General features: G+C 50.3%; 15 protein-coding genes and 1 other RNA gene. 7 read left to right on the plus strand and 9 right to left on the minus strand.

Annotated features, from left to right (window positions below; translation table 11 throughout):
* Window positions 1-168: 168 nt before the first annotated feature.
* From V3O24_RS09720 to V3O24_RS09755, 8 genes are all read right to left on the minus strand, one after another.
* On the minus strand, window positions 169-1,506 hold the full coding sequence (locus tag V3O24_RS09720; RefSeq protein WP_331307102.1) for a thaumatin family protein: 1,338 nt from the start codon (window positions 1,504-1,506) through the stop codon (window positions 169-171).
* Between the two features lie 210 nt (window positions 1,507-1,716).
* On the minus strand, window positions 1,717-2,259 hold the full coding sequence (locus V3O24_RS09725) for a winged helix-turn-helix domain-containing protein (RefSeq protein ID WP_331307103.1): 543 nt from the start codon (window positions 2,257-2,259) through the stop codon (window positions 1,717-1,719).
* Window positions 2,260-2,974: 715 nt separating this feature from the next.
* Window positions 2,975-3,571, minus strand: a complete 597-nt coding sequence (gene recR / locus V3O24_RS09730; protein ID WP_331307104.1) for a recombination mediator RecR — start codon at window positions 3,569-3,571, stop codon at window positions 2,975-2,977.
* Window position 3,572: 1 nt separating this feature from the next.
* Window positions 3,573-3,896: a YbaB/EbfC family nucleoid-associated protein gene (locus V3O24_RS09735; RefSeq protein ID WP_104423199.1), complete on the minus strand. Its 324-nt coding sequence runs from the start codon at window positions 3,894-3,896 to the stop codon at window positions 3,573-3,575.
* Window positions 3,897-3,930: 34 nt separating this feature from the next.
* The gene (gene dnaX / locus V3O24_RS09740) at window positions 3,931-5,553 is read right to left on the minus strand and encodes a DNA polymerase III subunit gamma/tau (RefSeq protein ID WP_331307105.1); all 1,623 of its coding nucleotides are present in this window, start codon (window positions 5,551-5,553) and stop codon (window positions 3,931-3,933) included.
* A 36-nt stretch (window positions 5,554-5,589) separates the two neighbouring features.
* Window positions 5,590-5,686, minus strand: an RNA gene (ffs, locus tag V3O24_RS09745) — signal recognition particle sRNA small type.
* Between the two features lie 350 nt (window positions 5,687-6,036).
* Window positions 6,037-7,137: a GNAT family N-acetyltransferase/peptidase C39 family protein gene (locus V3O24_RS09750; protein WP_104423201.1), complete on the minus strand. Its 1,101-nt coding sequence runs from the start codon at window positions 7,135-7,137 to the stop codon at window positions 6,037-6,039.
* Window positions 7,134-8,231: a DUF2817 domain-containing protein gene (locus tag V3O24_RS09755; protein ID WP_331307106.1), complete on the minus strand. Its 1,098-nt coding sequence runs from the start codon at window positions 8,229-8,231 to the stop codon at window positions 7,134-7,136. Before V3O24_RS09755 ends, V3O24_RS09750 begins: the two co-directional genes overlap by 4 nt.
* Before the next feature lie 142 nt (window positions 8,232-8,373).
* On the opposite strand from V3O24_RS09755, the gene V3O24_RS09760 reads away from it, so the two are divergent.
* The 7 genes from V3O24_RS09760 to V3O24_RS09790 all read left to right on the plus strand — a co-directional run bounded on the left by V3O24_RS09760 (window position 8,374) and on the right by V3O24_RS09790 (window position 17,030).
* A complete protein-coding gene (locus V3O24_RS09760; RefSeq protein WP_331307107.1) occupies window positions 8,374-9,846 on the plus strand; it encodes a RimK family protein in 1,473 nt (490 codons plus the stop codon).
* A gap of 140 nt (window positions 9,847-9,986) precedes the next feature.
* Window positions 9,987-10,394 carry a hypothetical protein gene (locus V3O24_RS09765; RefSeq protein ID WP_331307108.1) on the plus strand — a complete coding sequence of 136 codons (408 nt, stop codon included), beginning with the start codon at window positions 9,987-9,989 and terminating at the stop codon, window positions 10,392-10,394.
* Window positions 10,395-10,430: 36 nt separating this feature from the next.
* The gene (locus V3O24_RS09770) at window positions 10,431-10,736 is read left to right on the plus strand and encodes a type II toxin-antitoxin system MqsA family antitoxin (RefSeq protein WP_331307109.1); all 306 of its coding nucleotides are present in this window, start codon (window positions 10,431-10,433) and stop codon (window positions 10,734-10,736) included.
* A 58-nt stretch (window positions 10,737-10,794) separates the two neighbouring features.
* Window positions 10,795-11,013 (plus strand): DUF4160 domain-containing protein, encoded by a 219-nt coding sequence (locus tag V3O24_RS09775; RefSeq protein ID WP_331307110.1) that lies wholly within the window; start codon window positions 10,795-10,797, stop codon window positions 11,011-11,013.
* A gap of 53 nt (window positions 11,014-11,066) precedes the next feature.
* The gene (locus V3O24_RS09780; RefSeq protein ID WP_331307111.1) at window positions 11,067-11,321 is read left to right on the plus strand and encodes a DUF2442 domain-containing protein; all 255 of its coding nucleotides are present in this window, start codon (window positions 11,067-11,069) and stop codon (window positions 11,319-11,321) included.
* A 323-nt stretch (window positions 11,322-11,644) separates the two neighbouring features.
* Entirely contained in the window at window positions 11,645-13,759 is a 2,115-nt protein-coding gene (locus tag V3O24_RS09785) for a hypothetical protein (protein ID WP_331307112.1), read from the plus strand.
* A 172-nt stretch (window positions 13,760-13,931) separates the two neighbouring features.
* Window positions 13,932-17,030, plus strand: coding sequence for an efflux RND transporter permease subunit (locus tag V3O24_RS09790; RefSeq protein ID WP_331307113.1), 3,099 nt, complete (start codon window positions 13,932-13,934; stop codon window positions 17,028-17,030).
* Between the two features lie 62 nt (window positions 17,031-17,092).
* Here the strand turns inward: V3O24_RS09790 and V3O24_RS09795 are convergent, their stop codons facing one another.
* The gene (locus V3O24_RS09795; protein ID WP_331307114.1) at window positions 17,093-17,455 is read right to left on the minus strand and encodes a hypothetical protein; all 363 of its coding nucleotides are present in this window, start codon (window positions 17,453-17,455) and stop codon (window positions 17,093-17,095) included.
* Window positions 17,456-17,743: the final 288 nt, after the last annotated feature.

The raw sequence follows: 17,743 nt of genomic DNA on the forward strand, positions 1-17,743 counted from the left end.
ATTCAGCTCCAAACAAATAACTCTGTCCCTTTACTCCCCAATTGGGAGCCTTCTCACAATCGGGCACGTTGTTGATTTTTTCTTGACTGATCAAACAATCGAAACTGGCTCTATCGATTGAGTAAAGACTTTGACTACGTTTACCGTAGCCAAAGCCTCTGGTTGGCTCTACAAAGCTTCAACCGACACAAATTTGATGACAAAATTGGTTTCCGCAGGGCAGGCGAAATCGCCGATGGCGTCGTCATACGCGAATCGATAGACATGCGTTGAAACAGGAGGTTGTAAATTGGTTACATAGGTCGAATTATTCGCGCCTAATGTACCGACTGGCTGATCGCAAGCCTGGGGGGAGCCGCCAAAAGATCCGGCGCAGCAGAATTGGTTGGCGGTTGGGCTGCCGACACCGGAATTCTTTGTCGCATAAGTACAAGGACTCATGCAGCCTTGAAACTCACCCCCTTTAGATATTGTTAGGTTCCACGCGTCAGCGCCAGTGGTAGTCGGCAATTGAGAGCTGTTTTTGCACAATGATGCCAATAATCCCGTCAACTGTGCTAGCGGCTTATCTTTGCTGTAAAGGCCCGCGCCCAGTACGTTTGAATTTTCAGGCGGTACGGTATAGGTGCAGTAGGTAGGGGATTCCGGATAGGCAATTACATTAAAATTGTAGCCATCGGCTGCGGATACATCGAAATTGGTCGCCCCTGTGGGAGTTTGTATGCCGTTGCTGGTATTGACGGGCAAGCTTGTCGATTCAATTTTTGTTGCATAAGGGTTTTCGCCGGCGCCATATCCACCGGTTTTAACGATCTTCCCTGCTTTATTCTTGTATGCCGTAACAGTGAATGCCGCCGAATTGAGTCCGGCCGGGAAGTTCGCACCTTCTTTCTTAGCGTTATCAATGGTAAGTATTTTTGATTTTCCTTTTTGAATCTGAAACAGGTTTTCTTTATTGACGCAGTTTGGATTATTAGGATTCACGCTTACCGTGCAATGCTCGCCAATTTGGATCATCGAATATTTTGTGTCGTTAATAAAAGTAATCCGACGCTTGCCGTAGTCGGTGTTGACGGGGTTAACCGGCGAGGTTGAGGCAGACGGCCAAGCAGTGGTTCCAAGCGCAATCGTGTACACATTGGAGGTAGTTACGGGGGCATTGATCACGGCACCGGGGCATGTCGTCGCGCTGCCATTGAGGCTGCCATTTGCTAAAGCGATAGAGCAACTGTACCAAACGCCGCCATTTTGATAATAAAGCTGATAGGACGCCGTTGTGCTCTGCGGATCATACGCACCAGCAAAAGCTTGTTGAGTTGTGCCGTACAAATATCCAACCTGTGACCCGTTGTTATAAACATAGATAGGGAACGATACGCCCGAAGCGGGCATTTGCCACATTAAGTAATTTTCCGGTGTGCCGGCAAAACTTGGGCTTGCAATGAGCAGACTGGTTGAAACAAGCAAGCAAAATACGGATAACACGTTTTTGAAATATGTTTTCATCGAAACACCTATTAAGTAGTGATAAGTATCAACCCAAGATTAATTGGGAGCGAGTAGAAAAGGCGGGTTCAGGTCTAGCAAAGTCACACCGAAATGCTAATGTAAGACCGGATAATCACTTAGCTCGCCTTTTTCTCAAATTGACCGCGATGATAGGCTATCCGATTTATGTGACTTATTGCTGACAAATGCTGACCATCTCTGGCCGTTTTAAATTTCCACGACCTGCAACGCAACCCCAAACAAATACCCCTGCCCCTTTACCCCCCGAATTGAAAAATCCTCAGGCGCATAAGAAGCCAGTTTGCGGCGAAGGCGGCTGATCAGCGATTCGAGCCGGCGTTCGTCGTAGTGCCAGAAATCCTGGCCCAAGGCTTCGATGAGCATTTTGCGGCTGACCAGATTTCCGTTTGCGTTGGCGGCGGCTCCTAGTAAGCAGCATTCGTTGTGCGATAGCGGGATTGGTCTGCCGGCGGGGGTAATCAATTCCAGTCGCGACGGATTGAGATGCCAGCACGCAGGCTCATTGCCGTTAAGCAGTTCGGGTTTAGTCTTGCTGATGGAGGTGGTGGTCGGCTGCTCCTCTTCGTTCGGCAGGTGCAGTACCAGCATGTCGATTCCGTGCTTTGCCAGCCATACGCTCAGGTTTTCGCCGTCGAGCGCCGTCGTAGCGGCAAAGCCCTGCTGTTGCAGGTTGAAATCGAGCTTGTCGAGTAGATAGGAATTTTGATCAAGTATGGCGATGCGGATCATGGCGAGGTGCTCCCAATTGTGTTGATTGCCTGATCGGCGCGCAGAATAAAGCAAAGCATGGTGACTCCCCCTCTATTGGAACCCGTTTGATGCTGTCGATAATTCCCGTCTGACAAAAGGCTCAGCCATTGCGCAGGTGCGGGAAGCCATTAATTTAATGGGACGGAATAGTTCCGTTGCCCACTTGCTGCACAGGTTCTGGTTATTTTTGCCCGTAGTTCGGAGTGTCGCGCCCATTGGGGTGAGAACACTTTCGATACAACGAATGCCGTTGTATCGAACCTGTCAGCTACTTGCACCAGTCTCCGGGTTAAGCCGCGAGTCTGTACTGCGACTTTGCAAGTTAGTTTGGTGGGCAATCTTACTTTATGGGTAATGAAATTATTGTTTGCCGCTAACCAATGATGGCAATCGGCAGAAAAGCTAAAAACTTTAGGGGGTTCTGAAGATAAATTATATTTGTTATGAAGTTTTTTTTATATGCTATTGATTTATATTTGGTATGTGTTTTGTCTGTCGCGATGGGCCGGCTTATGCGTTGTAGCTTATTGAACAGGCCGGTTTCAAGTATCGGCTTTTGATTTTGGCTGGCGGCGGGGGGGGATTTTTAAGGCGATGTCATTGGGAGTGCAAGCTTTGCCTGCACTCCAGCTATCAGTCGTTTCTATAGTTAACGACAATAAGGGCAAGTTATTTGAATTTGCAGGGGCGGTCTTTACATTTCTACGCGTCCGTTAAAGGCGTGCGACAAGGTGCCGCTGTCGGTAAACTCCAGTTCCCCGCCCATCGGTACGCCGTGGGCAATCCGGCTGGCCGGTACCTGATGCTTTCTGGCCAGTTCGCTGATGAAATAGGCGGTGGCCTCGCCTTCAACCGTGGAGTTGGTCGCCAGGATCAGCTCCTTGATAGAGCCTGTCGCCAGTTGTTGTTCAAGCTGGTCCAGTCCGAGTTCGTCGGGGCCTATGCCGTCCAGCGGCGACAACCGGCCGTGCAGAACAAAATAGCGGCCCTTGAATACGGTTGCCTGATCGACAATCCAGACATCGGCGGGGCTTTCCACGATGCAGATGATGGAATCGTCCCTGGAATTATCGGCGCAGATGTCGCACAGTTCGCCTTCGGTCAAGGTGCGGCATTGCCTGCAATGGCCCATTTCCTCAATTGCCCGCAGCAGCGTTTGCGCCAGCATTTTTGCGCCGTTGCGGTCGCGCTGGAGCAGGTGAAACGCCATGCGCTGGGCGGTCTTCGGCCCGACGCCGGGCAGGCAGCATAAGTTTTGGATCAACTGCCCCAACAGGCCTTTTCTGTGCATGTCAGAACGGCAGTTGGAATCCGGGAGGCAAGGGCAGGCCTGATGTGACATCCGCCATTTTTTCTTTTTTCATTTTTGCGACTTTGTTGACCGCGTCATTGATGGCGGCCGCGACCAGGTCTTCCAGCATGTCCTTGTCATCGCCCAGCAGGGATGGATCGATGGTTACTTTTCTGGCTTCGCGTTTGCCGGTCATCAGGATGGTGACCAGGCCGCCGCCGGACTCGCCCATGACCTGCATGGAGTTGAGCTCTTCCTGGGCTTTCTTGAAGTCTTCCTGCATTTTTTGGGCTTGCTGCATGATGTTGCCGAGTGCGTTTTTCATTAGCTTCTCTCTATTCTCGTTTTACGGGGGCTTGTTAGGTGGGCTCTATGGTACCGGGCATGACCCTGGCGCCCAAGTGTTCTTTTAAAGCCAGAACATTTTCGTCTGAATTGATCGCGTCAACCGCCGCCTGTTGCCTGTCTTCGCGCGCTTTGGTCAATTGCACGGCGGGCGTGGCAATTGATGTTTTTTCGCTAGTGATCACCAATTTTAAAGGTGCTTTGCGATAAGCCTGCAATGCTTTTTGCAGGTTTTCTTCGGTGCGGCTGCTGCGCAGTTGTTTATGTCCCGGGTCCAATATCAAGGTGCAGACGGTATCGTCAATATTTTCCAGCACGCAATTGTGGGCCAACTCCCTGGTCAAGCCGCTGATCTTCATTGCGGCAACCATTTCTATCCAGGTGGAATCGTGTTGTTGAACAACAGCTTCAGGAGGATTTTTTTCGGCGACAATAGCGGGTTGCGTCGTTACCTCTGTATTGTAAACAGGCTGCGGCTGATTAGAAGCGGGCTGCGCCTGCGGTTTATTAATAGGCTCGCGGGCCTGTGCCGGTTTAACCGGCGCTGCCGTAGCGCCGACCGGCCTGAACGTCAGCATCCGCAACATGACCATTTCAAAACCGCTGCGAGGGTCGGGCGCCAAATCCAGGTCCCGCTGCCCTACCAGGCCAATCTGGTAATAAAGCTGTACATCTTCCGGCGTCAGCTTGGACGCCAATGCCGCCACCATGTCCACATCAAAATCGTGGTCGATTGCGGTCGGTATTTGTTGCAGCAAGGCGATACGATGCAGGACTTGCAAAATCTGTTGCAGCACATCGCTAAAGTCCGGCGTTAAATTGGCTAATTCGTTTATCTTGTCGAGTAGCGCCGCTGCATCGCCGTCGGCCAGAGCCGTTAATATGTCTTCAACCGGTTGCTGCGCCACGGTGCCCAGCATCGCGTAAACTTCTTCGGTGCCGACCTTGCCGTTGCCGTAAACAATGGCTTGGTCGAGCAGGCTTAAGCCGTCGCGCATACTGCCGTCGGCGGCGCGGGACAGCAATTTTAACGCAGCCGGTTCGGCTTCGATGTGTTCCTGCTGAAGGATGAATTCCATCTGGGTAAAAATCTGGCCGGGCAGCAAGCGTTTCAGATTAAACTGCAAACAGCGGGACAACACGGTGACGGGGATTTTATGGGGATCGGTCGTAGCCAGCAGGAATTTGACATGCGGCGGCGGCTCTTCCAGTGTTTTCAGCAAGGCGTTGAAACTGTGCCCGGACAGCATATGTACTTCGTCGATCAGGTAGACTTTATAGCGGCCCTGATTGGGCGCGTATTGCGCGTTGTCCAGCAAGTCGCGGGTGTCTTCGACTTTGGTGCGGGACGCCGCATCGACCTCGATCAAGTCCATAAACCGGCCTTCGTCCAGATCGCGGCATACGCTGCACACGCCGCAAGGATTGAAATCCTGGAGATTCTCGCAATTGATGGCTTTGGCTAAAATCCGGGCAATGGTGGTTTTGCCTACGCCGCGCGTTCCGGTGAATAAATAGGCGTGATGAAGCCGGTCATGCTGCAAAGCGTTGGTTAACGACTTGACGACATGTTCTTGTCCGACGACTTCTGTGAAATTATGGGGACGCCATTTTCTGGCGAGAACCTGATAACTCATGGCAGGCTCAAAAGGTAAGTATGAGTTGGGTGGCGATCATGCCAGCCACATCCCGGCACACGAATCTGCTGTTACCGTTGCTCCCTTCCGGGCCTGGCGGGGTTCACAGCGTATCGTTGCGGGAGGACCGACACGATCACCATAAAACATTAGCCGTACTGGCTAAAGGACGGCTATTATCGTTGAATCGCTTTCATAACACAAGCCGGAAATGGCATATATTTTGAAAATTCACCACGAAGGCACGAAGGACACGAAGTTTTACTTGGTCATTTTCTTCGTGAACTTCGTGCCTTCGTGGTGGTTAATCAGTCTGTCCGATACGGCTTACTAATGTTAAGGGCGGGGTGCATATCCATACGCATCAAGCTAGGCGTAAAACCATGAAGCACATGAAGTTCATGAAGAAAAAAACTTCGTGTCCTTCATGTGCTTCATGGTGTCATCTCTTTAAGTTCGTATATGGAAGCCTCTAGTTGCTGCTTACCCAGGCCAAAGAATCACCGCTGTCCTGAGCCTATTTTTGCCGAAACTGGACATTTTCTCGAAATCCTCGCAGGCGATAGGAATAAACTGGCAGTCGAGTTCGCTTTGCCGTCCTTCTTCGGGGTCCGGGTCGTGCATGTACAGGCAGTCATCGTCGAAGCCGCTCATAACCACCCAGTGCGGGGCTTTTTTCCGGTCCATCCGAAAAGTGCTGATCAGGATCAACGGTATCGCCCCGGACTTGAACGCGCCGATCAGGTCATTCTGGCTGATATTGGCGTAATGTATCTTGATGCCTTGCTCCTCTGCCTCGCGCTTGAAGCAGTTATCGACCAGTTCCACGACCTGCTTTTTTTCCTCATTGCGCACGCCGTCGATAAACAGCGTTCCGGTCTGGTTGACCCAGACCTCGACCGCAAATTGCCGCCGCTTTGCCGCCAGCGCGAGGCCTATCGGGTGGCAACCGCCATGTCCCGAGGTCATGAAGATGGTTGTGGCCTCGCGCCACAGGTTGATCTCTTCTTCCTTGGACGGTTGGTAAGCCCTGTTTAAGCCGTGCATAGCCATCATCAGCGATGCGGGGCCGCAGGTGAACGGCGTGGTTTGTCTTAGCCAGTGCACCGACCGGTGTTGCAGGGTATCGCGATAACGGCGGATACGTTTCTGGTAACGCAATGCATCTTTATGATCTTGATAGTAATCGCGGTAGATGCCGAATTTCTGGTAGCCCAGCGATTGGTAAAGTTTGATCGCCGCCGTGTTATCGACACTGACTTCAAGGCGCAGGTACAGCCTGCCTGCCTCGTTGGCGGCCTGTTCGCCTGCCGCCATCAGCTGTTTGGCGATACCGGCGCCTCTTTGCGATGGGGCGACGGCCAGCGAATAGACTCTGGCCAGCCGGGTGCCGGGGTGATAAATAATCAGCACATAGCCGGTGATTACTTTTTCCTGCTCCGCAACCAGCAGTGCGCGATGTTCCGTGCTTATCCAATGCTTGAAACTGCGCCGGCTTAACTGGTCGGAGTCGAAACAGGTTTTTTCAAGCAGAACCAGTTGGTCAAGATCGGTCAGCAGGGCGGGGCGGATTAAAATGCTCAAGACGCCACCCCGTGCAAGGCTTGTGCAATCACCTGTCTGGCTCGGAACAACACCATTTCCCGCCATCCCCTATCGTCGGGGCAAAAATGACGGCGCATGACTTTACTGTGTTCCAGACGGGCCGGTTCGTTACCGGGTTGCGCCCACAGTTGATGGTCGCGCAGCAAGGTTTCAAACAGCTGGTCGGTGCTGAACGTGCCGAATTCCAGCGTGATGTAACAACTGCGTTCATTCATGATCGCGTGCCAGGCATAATCCAGCAGTCCTATTTTAGGCACCGAGCTGGAGGAGCCCAGCAACGGCAATGCAACCGACTCGCCGTATAAGCTGCGGGCTATACGCGTTCCGGCGCTGTCAGGCTGATGGTCGCAAATGATTTCGCCATAGCCGTAAGAACCCAGGCCGGTGTGCAGGTCGATGACGGCCAAATCCCGCTGTTGCAGCGCATATTTGCGTATCAGGTCTTCGCAGACCAGTCTGCCGTGCGCGGGCGCTTTGCCGCCGTAAAACGGCCCGGACGGATCGCTGTACTGTCCGGCACTGACCGCTTTTTCCAGCGCCACGCGGCCATGCCGGTGCTCGAACTCGGCCAGGGCGATTTCTCTTTGTGCGACATCCGGCAAGTACAGCGCGTCTTTGAGCAAGTCGTAGTCTTTATTCTCAGGCAACGTCCCGGAAAAATCGACGGCATTGCGGTTAAGGTCAACGCCGTCCGCATCGCAACGCCGTTGCCAGGCATAACCCCACGGCGTCAGGGCGTGAACCATCAGCACTGCCGTGTCGGCAGGAATAACGGACAGGCCGGCGCCAATCAAACCCAGCTGGTCGGTTTGTATAGCGCTGCCGGCAAAGCCTTCAATGCCGTGCGTTCCGCCGAGCAAAACCAGCACTTTTGATGCGTCTTCCGGGCCTATCCAGACCGTGTCGGTCACCAGCTCCTCGCTTTCAGGCCCGATTCCGTCGCAGGGATAAGGCAGGTATTGCGTATGACAGGATAGTTTATTTAACTGCGCCAGCCAGCGTTGCCGACCGGCGGCATAGCTGCCCGGAAAAACGGCGGTATCGATAGCGGCAAGGGGAAGACAATATGACATAAGGGTTACCTGGAATTTTTCTTTAGCATAGCCCCAGTTAAGTCAATCATGAAATATTTTTCAAGCCCCATAAAAACACCTTGTGCAAACAAGGGACAGGTTCCAGAATTACGCCTCACTTTAGACACAGGATTTTTTTGTTATGGCGCGTACCCTCCTGGTTGTTGATGATCTTTCCGACTGGAATCCCTATTATCCCAGCGAGCAGGTCATCACTTTTGAAAACTACCTTGCGACCCAGCAGGGCGAGCCGCAGCAGCGCGTCCGCATCATCAACCTTTGCAGCAGCTACCGCTATCTTTCCGACGGCTATTACTGCTCGTTGCTGGCCGAGGCCAGGGGGCATCACGTTATTCCTTCGGTCAGGGTGCTGAACGATCTGGGCAAAAAAGCGCTGTACCGGTTACAGCTTGATGACTTGTCTGAGACGCTGGAACGCGCAGTTAAAACCGCCGACAAGGACAGCGAAATAACCTTGATGAGTTATTTCGGCACTACGCCCGACCCGGCTTTTCAGGAACTCGCCAGACTGCTGTTTGAACGCTTTTCCTGTCCTATTCTGGAAGTAACGCTACGTTGCAGGCAGCATTGGGAAATTATCGGTTTAAAGGCCGTATCGCACCGGCTTCTGGATGATGCGAAGCAAACCGTTTTTGCCGACGCGCTGGATCAATTCAGCAAAAAGGTCTGGCGCAAGGGACGCGCCAGAAAAGCCGCGCGATTCGATCTGGCGATACTGATCAACCCCGAAGAACAATTGCCGCCAAGCAACCGTGGCGCACTGAAAAAATTCATCAAAATCGGCCGGGAACTGGGCATTGAAATAGAACTGATAACGCAGCAGCATTATGTGCGACTGCCCGAGTTCGACGGCCTGTTCATACGCGAAACCACCAACATAGACCACCACACCTACCGTTTCGCCAAAAAGGCCGAGGCCGAGGGCTTGGTGGTTATCGACGACCCGACTTCGATGCTGCGTTGCACCAATAAAGTCTATCTTGCCGACCTGTTCCGCACCCACCGCGTGCCTACGCCCAAGACCTGGCTGCTGCACAAAGGCAATGCCGCCCACCTGGACAGGGTGGAGGCGGAAGCCGGTTTTCCGGTAGTGATAAAAATCCCGGACGGTTCCTTTTCCCGCGGCATCGTTAAAGTGAACGACCGGAAAGAGCTGGAACTCAAAGTGGAAGAGCTGTTCCAGAAATCCGCGCTGCTGCTGGCGCAGGAATTTCTCTATACCGATTTCGACTGGCGCATCGGCATTTTCAACAACAAAGCCTTATATGCGTGCCGCTATTACATGGTTAAAAACCACTGGCAGATCTACCGCCACGGCGGCAGCCGGATCGATAGCGGCAGTTTTGCGACCCTGCCGACCTTTGAAGTCCCCAAAGCCGTGCTCGACGCTGCATTAAAAGCGACTCAGCCGATAGGCAACGGTTTATACGGCGTGGACGTCAAGGAAAAAGACGGCAAAGGCTATGTCATCGAAGTCAATGACAACCCCAACATCGACAGCGGCGTCGAAGACAAATATCTGGGCGACGAATTATATCGATTGATTATGGGCGAACTGCTGCGGCGCATGGAAAATCGCAGTAAAGGGGTTTGATTGTTTTCGGTGTCAGAATTGTAGGATGGGCAAAACGTTAGTGTGCCCATCAGGGTTGTCGCGAATTGATTTGATGGGTACGCACGCTTTGCCCATCCTACGCGGCTATTTTCTTTCTAAAACTTTAATGAGGGGCGGCAATGTTCAAGGTCAATTTATTGATATTCTTACTTGCAGTAGGAATGTCTGTTCAAATCGTTTATGCGGATGATATGAGTTCTGCATTGCAGAAAACGCAAGATTGCCTTAGAAATCAGAATTGCGATGCCGCGAGGACCGAGGCAGGAATAGCGGCTAATCAGAAAGCTTTGGAGGCAGTCGGGGGAAACGCCCGAGACATGCAAGAGTTATATAACATCTCTGCCGATATCATGCCTATTTTGGAACAACAAGCGGGCGGAGACCCCGCAAAAATGCAAGCTCTCATGCTGAAAGCTCAAACCGATCCAGAAGGCTTCCTGAATTCATTATCACCGGAGATACGAACCATGATCAAAAACGTCTCGAATGCAGTAGAGAAAAATCAGGCGTTTGGGGGAAAACCGTGAGCTGAATTTCTATACTGGCGGAAAAGGCGGTGTAAGGTGTACATTGAAAAAATAGCGGAAGCCATTGAAGCTGATGCGGGGATGGCGTTGACCGATTTACGGCAAGGCTTAGCCGAAATGCAAGACGGTATCGGGCAGGTGCATAGCCCTGAACAAATTTTATTGCGTTCGGTTCGGCAGAAAACGGGCTTATCGCAACAAGCCTTTGCTGATCTGATTAAAACCCCGGTGGCGACATTACGGGACTGGGAACAGGGCCGGTTTAATCCGCCGGGCGGCGTGATATGTTTGTTAAAACTGATGCATGACCATCCTGAATTAAAGGATGAGCCGGCTGCTTGAATGATGGCGTGAGCTGAAAAATATTCGTGAAGATCAATTAATGGAAGGGGAAAACATCATGCCGATTATCTCTATGTTTTATGGCATCATAATTCGCTTGTACTTGGTGGATAACAAACAGCATAGCCTGCCGCATGTTCATGCCAAATATGCAGAGTTCGAGGCATCCATCGACATCATTGACGGTGAGATTCTTTCAGGTGAATTGCCGCGCAAGCAATTGCGCCTGGTGCAGGCTTGGATAGAGTTGCACCTCGACGAACTGATGGCCGATTGAGCTGGCTGTCAGTGGCGAGAATCCGTATAAAATCGCTCCGCTGTGAGGCCGCCATGTATTGGGATGTAAAAACTGTAAAGCCGTTGCCGGACTTTTGCATCTATGTCGAGATTGAAGATGGCCGCAAGGGAGTATTTGACTTGAAGCCTTACCTCGATCACGGCGTTTTTCGTGAGCTTCGGAACGTGCATTATTTCAATCAGGTCGGCATTCTGTTTGGGGCGGTAACTTGGCCCAACGAACAGGACATTGCGCCTGAAACGCTACTTGCTGAAATGGTGCCGATGGAATCAATCGTGTCTCATTAGGGCCGGAAGTGCAGTATTGTAGGGTACGCTCTGTGCGTACCGTTGAATGCCGAAAGGTACGCACAGCGTACCCTACGAGGCTACCGCAAAGCTGAAACGGTTGGATGCGTTCAGCTGCTGGGTGATTGGCGGTAGGAGGATGCGCCGAGGAATGTGCGTTTCACTGCATTTAGCACAGCGAGCTGGTTCCCAAGCTCCAGATTGGGAACCCAGGAGACGAAGCTCCAGCTTCGTGAAACGGGAAGCTAGAGCTTCCGTAACCGAATTCCCAAGCTTGAGCTTGGGAACTAGCGAAATTATGTAGATTAATTTATAAGGTAAAAATGGATATTGCTAAATTCTCAAGGGTTGCTGAATCACTTCGAAAATTCCAAAGGGCTGAGCTGAAAGAATTTGAAAAGGAACTTGGAGATAAACCAGTTGATGCGGTTTACGTTGACCCTCTTCCTAATAACGCAGTACTCAACACTGTGTTATCTGGAAATACCACTTTTCTATTTGGTCGTAAGGGAACTGGGAAGAGTACAATAATTGCGCGCGCACAATCTGAAATTCGTGAGAAAAAGGAAATTCTATCTGTCTATATAGATGTTAAGTCCATAAATGAAAGTTCTCAAACTTCAGATATTATTTCAAAACAACATGTAGATTTTGATTTAACAAATGAGGTTGTCCAGCCCCATCTATTGAGGAAGGCATTTCTTATTGAAATCTTTTCTCGACTTATTGACGAGTTAGACAGTATTTGTGGGAAAACAGGAATTATTGATAGATTTCTTGGGAAAAACAAAAAATATGAAGACCTTAAAGGTGAACTAAACCAACTTAAGGTACAAGTCCGAAACGGTATCATGAATGACGCCGAACTTCCTATACTACAACTGATAGAGAGAGAAGCTAAAAAAAGAGTGAGGACAACAACTAAGGAGGAGAGCTCAGCTTCTGTAAGTTGTAATATTAGTATTGATGATGCCTCATTAAAATCTGAAATAAAAGCTGAAGATCTTGAGGAGGTTCTTGATGATAGTGAAATTTATGAAAGATACTCATCAGCAGTTTTAAGAACATTTCCATATCAGGAGTTTATTAAAAAATTATCAATTCTTCTTGAAGAATTGTCATTTGGATGTTTGGTATTGTTTTTTGATGACTTTTCAGAGTTGAATTGGATTGACCAGAGGTTGTTTGTAGATGTCATCCTTGCACCATTGAACAATACTAGCAACGAAAAAATAAAGCTGAAAATAGCGGCATATCCAGGCAGGGTATACTATGGGAATATAGATCCAGGTAAGATTGATATTTTAAATTTGGATTTTTATCACCTCTACAAGAGTAGCGATGTTCAAACAATGGAATCGAAAGCTACCGACTATACTAAAAGGCTTATTGAGAATAGGTTTAGGGCTTTTGGTATTGAATCTAAGGATTATTTTTCTAAGGTTTCTGAACTTGAAGATTATTACACGTTACTCTTCCAAGTCTCATTTAACGTTCCTCGCTTAATCGGTTATATACTCCACATTTGCTACCTTGATCAAATTGCACGAGGTGAGGAAATTACCTTACAGAGCATAAAATTGGCTGCTAGAAAATATTATGAAACTGTTTTGCGGACTTATTTTGATCGAAAGAATCGTTTTGCTACAGAACCTTTTTCGAGGAAGCTGGATAGACATAATCAACAGCTATTACTCCAAAAAATCATACATGAAGCAAAAAGCCTAAAAACCAAAATTACAACTGGTATTGTTGGTGGGGCATATTTTGATGGACTGACGAACCCACCTGTTAGCCATTTCACAATATATCCAACATTAGAAGGAATGTTGTCCTCACTTGAGTTGAATTTTCTTGTTACTAAATATCACGAGATGAGAGATAAATCAGGTAATGATGTTTCTGTTTATTGTTTAAATTATGGCTTATGTGAAGATGAGCGTTTAACTTGGGGTTATCCCAAAGGTAGACGCGATGATAGAAGTTATTTTGTACAACGTTGTTTTTCATATAACAGCGTTATACATCAATTTTTAGCGGCTACGGTGACAATAAAGTGTGATTACTGCGGAACTACGTTCCCTGTAGAAGAAAAAGAAAAAATTGAATACTTCGACTGGTTATGCAAAGAATGTAAAAGCGGAAAATGTCGAGAGATTTCTTTATCAGATGATTACATAAAGGAATTGAAAGAATTAAATGAAGATTTAAAGCTAGAAGAGGTTGAGCTGGATATTTTGGAGGTTCTGTACTCAGAAGACAGAGAGATGCGTGCAGGAGAAGTTTCAGCCCTAATAGATACTTCACATCAACTCGTAGGTTGGAGAACTGCAAAACTAAGTGAAAATGACTTAGTAAAAAAAGAGTCAAGGAATAATATTACTCTGAATAAAATCACTGCTCGTGCGAAAGAAATATATTTCAATGATAAGAACTAAAAACTGTGCGAGAACCTAAATACTGTATGCTCCGTCCGATAACCTTTGAAATATTCAATTAATTTTTGACTGTCTGCTTTGGACTGCTAGTTGTCGTAGCTATGCAGTGTTAATTAATACATTGATTTAATTAGCTATTGGCAGAGCGTTCGTAACCAAAACCCACTAACCCATGCTCCCCACCCTAGTCCGCTTCTCCATCCGTTTTTACGGCATCGCCATCGCGCTTGCGATATTAATCCTGCTCTACGGCAGTTACCGCTTCGCCACCGCCGGTCTGGATATTTTTCCTGAATTCTCTCCCAAGCAGGTGATTATCCAAACCGAATCGCCCGGCCTTTCTTCCGAACAGGTTGAAGTGCTGGTGACCCAGCAGATCGAAACGGCTGTCAGCGGCTTGATCGGCATGAAGTCGGTGCGCTCCGAATCGATCCAGGGCCTGTCGATTGTTATTGCGACCTTTGTCGAAGACAGCGATGTGTACCGCAATCGCCAGTTGATCAGCGAGCGCTTGACCACTCTGGCGGGGATATTGCCGCTGGGCGTTACGCCGGTGGCGATACCGCTGTCCTCGTCCTCCGCGACCGTGTTAACCATCGGCTTAAGCAAGGACGATCAGACCGATTTGATGGCTTTGCGCAGTTTGGTCGACTGGACGATAGTGCCGCGCTTGCGGGCTGTTCCGGGGGTTGCCGATGTCAATGTGTTCGGCGGGGACATTCGGCAATTGCAGATTCAGGCCGATCCGCTGCAACTGCATCGCTTTAACCTGACGCTGGAGGATATTATCCAGGCTGCGGCTAAGGCCGGAAATATCCAGGGCGGCGGTTTCATCGAAAACAATAACCAGCGTTTCACCTTGCAGGTAACCGGGCAGCCCGCCACGCCGGAACAATTCGGCAAAATTATCGTCAAGCGGGATCAGGGACGCAATGTGACCTTGGGCGAAGCCGCCACGATTGAATACGCGCCGGAGCCGCCGATCGGTGCGGCGCAAATCATGGGGAAGCCCGGCATCGTGATGATGGTGATCGGCCAATACGGCGCCAACACCTTGTCGGTGTCCAGGCAGGTAGAGCAAACGCTGCAAGGGTTCGAGCCTATTTTTAATAAGCAGGCGATTAACTTTTACTCGCACTTGTTCCGTCCTGCCGACTATATCGAGCGCTCGCTGAGCAATTTGTCCGGGCATTTGCTGATCGGCGGCTTGTTCGTGCTGGTCATCTTGTACCTGTTTTTGTTTAATTTCCGCACCGCGTTTATTTCCGCGCTGGCGATTCCGGTGTCGTTGATCGGCGCGGTTATTGTGCTGCTGGAAAACGGGGTTAACCTCAATATCATGGTGCTGGGCGGGCTGGCTATCGCGTTGGGCGAGGTGGTTGACGATGCGATTATCGATACCGAAAACATTTTCCGGCGCTTGCGCGAGAACCGGTTGTCGGCCCGGCCGCTGCCGGTTGCCAGTGTGGTTTACAGCGCATCGCTGGAAGTTCGCAGCTCCGTGGTTTACGCCAGCTTTATCGTTGCGCTGGTGTTTGTGCCGTTGTTGACTTTGAACGGCGTTGCCGGACGCTTGTTTGCGCCGCTCGGGTATTCCTACATTTTGGCGATTTTAACGTCGCTGCTGGTGGCGCTGACTTTAACACCGGCGTTGTGCTATGCGCTGCTGGGCAACGCCGATCTCGTCAATGACGATCCGCCGCTGATCAAGCGCATCAAGCCGCTGTACAAGGATTTATTAAGCAGGGTTTCCAGTCATTTCAAGCCGGTGGTTATCGGCAGCGTTATTGTTTGCGTGTTGGGTCTGCTGGCCCTTTTCAGCCTGGACAGCAAATTCCTGCCCGAACTGCGCGAAGGCCATTATATCGTCCATACCACCAGCATTCCCGGCACCTCGTTGAAGGAGTCGATAAGAATCGGCAGCAAGCTGACCGAACAGTTTATGGCGATTCCGGGCGTACAATCGGTGTCGCAATGGGCGGGGCGAGCGGAACGGGGCGCCGATACTTACGGCAGCCATTACAGTGAGTATGAAGTCCGGCTTGAGCCGATGTCGGGCGCGGAGCAGCAGCAGATTAAGGACAGGCTCCGGGCCATTCTGGTCGGATTCCCCGGCATTTTGTTTGAGGCCAACACCTTTTTGACCGAGCGGGTCGATGAGACCATTTCCGGCTACACCTCGCCGGTGGTGGTGAATATCTACGGCAACGACCTGAATAAGCTGGATGCCAAAGCGCAGGCGGTCGCTGAAATCATGCGCGATATAGACGGCGCGGCGGATGTGCAGTTGCGCTCGCCGCCCGGCACGCCGTTGCTGCAAATCAACGTAGATCTCGACCGGCTCAGTTTCTGGGGCGTGTTGCCCGCCCAGATTGTCGATACCTTGCAGGCCGCTTACGAAACCCGCGTGGTCGGCAAAAACATTCAGGGCAATAAAATCTACAACGTCGCGGTGACCTTGACGCCGGAGCTGAGACAGCAGCCCGAATCGATAGCCAAGCTGCCGATCAGGACCCAGGACGGCACGATGATTACGCTGGATCAGGTTGCGGAAATCAGGCATTCGGCCAGCCGCTATAACATCCTGCATCAAGGCTCGCAGCGGCGGCAAACCGTGACCGGCAATGTGCTCGACCGGGATCTGGATGATTTTATGGCGGAGCTTAAAATGCGGGTATTAAAAGAGATTCCGTTCTCTGCGGATATTTATCCCGAGTTTACCGGCGCGGCGGTGGAACAGGCGCAGGCGCGCAAGGAATTGATCCTGCATTCATTGCTGGCCGGAGCCGGGGTGCTGATTTTTGTTTATATCGCTATCGGCAGCATACGCCATGTGTTGCTGACCCTCGCCAACCTGCCTTTCGCTTTGATCGGCGGAGTTGTCGCCGTGGTGCTGACCGGCGCCACCCTGTCGGTCGGTTCGGTCGTGGGTTTTGTGACGCTGTTCGGCATCACCGTGCGCAACAGCATCATGCTGCTGTCGCATTACCGCTATCTGGTTGAAGTCGAGGGCAGGAGCTGGAATCTGGACACCGCCGTACTGGGCGCTCAGGAACGCTTGCCGTCGATCCTGATGACCGCGTTGGTCACCGCGCTGGCGATGTTCCCGATTGCGTTCAACAGCGATAATCCGGGGCGCGAGATCATGGGGCCGATGGCGGCGATCATCATCGGCGGGCTGGCGTCTTCAACCTTGCTGAACTTATTATTGCTGCCCGCCATTTTGCTGCGTTATGGGGAGTTTAACCGCGAAGCCAAGCGCGACCGATAGCGATCCTGAGGCGAGCGGCCTTAGTCCGAACCCTCGCCGTTACTGTTTTCTTTAGTGGCGGACTAAAGACGTTCACACATTTTTATTGCCGAGTCGCGCTCGCTTTGGATTTTTTTAATCCCGTCATTAGCCGTTAAAATATCAAATTCGAGTTTTATCGCGCGTTTAAACCATTCATCTCCTGATGACTTAAGCGCCTTGTTTTCCTGCATTAATTCGGAAATTTGTTTGTTTGAATATTCCAAACGCACAGCTACGGCTTGCAGTTGGTTATGAGCAGCATCAAGGGACCTAGCGCAATTTTTTACACGTTCACTCATGATGTGTTGGGTTTCGTAGCGTTGGTCTAATTCAAGCGTTTTTTGGTTGAGCTCATCCTCAAGCAGTTCGATCTTTTTTATCGCAGCCTCATAGTTTTTGCTCATCACGATGGTTTGTTTAACCGGAGTGTTGCTGTGTTTTTTAGTGAAATTGAACATAGAGCATTAATTTAACGATTACGAAGAGCGTCCCCATCACCCCGAAAAATGAAAGTATTTTTGTAACTTTCCCGGTAAAAAATCGGTTGGCGTTGTACAAGCGACTGTAAGGTAGAGACTTCAACTTCTTCGATCAATAAGCGATATTGCCTATCAGTTGAACCGGCTATTAGCATCACCCCCGGCTCAGGTAGAGTGTTTTTTGGGCAAAACGGCTGCGGACGGATTGGCGGT

The organism is Methylobacter sp. Wu8, assembly GCF_036440755.1.
Lineage (GTDB): Bacteria > Pseudomonadota > Gammaproteobacteria > Methylococcales > Methylomonadaceae > Methylobacter_A > Methylobacter_A tundripaludum_A.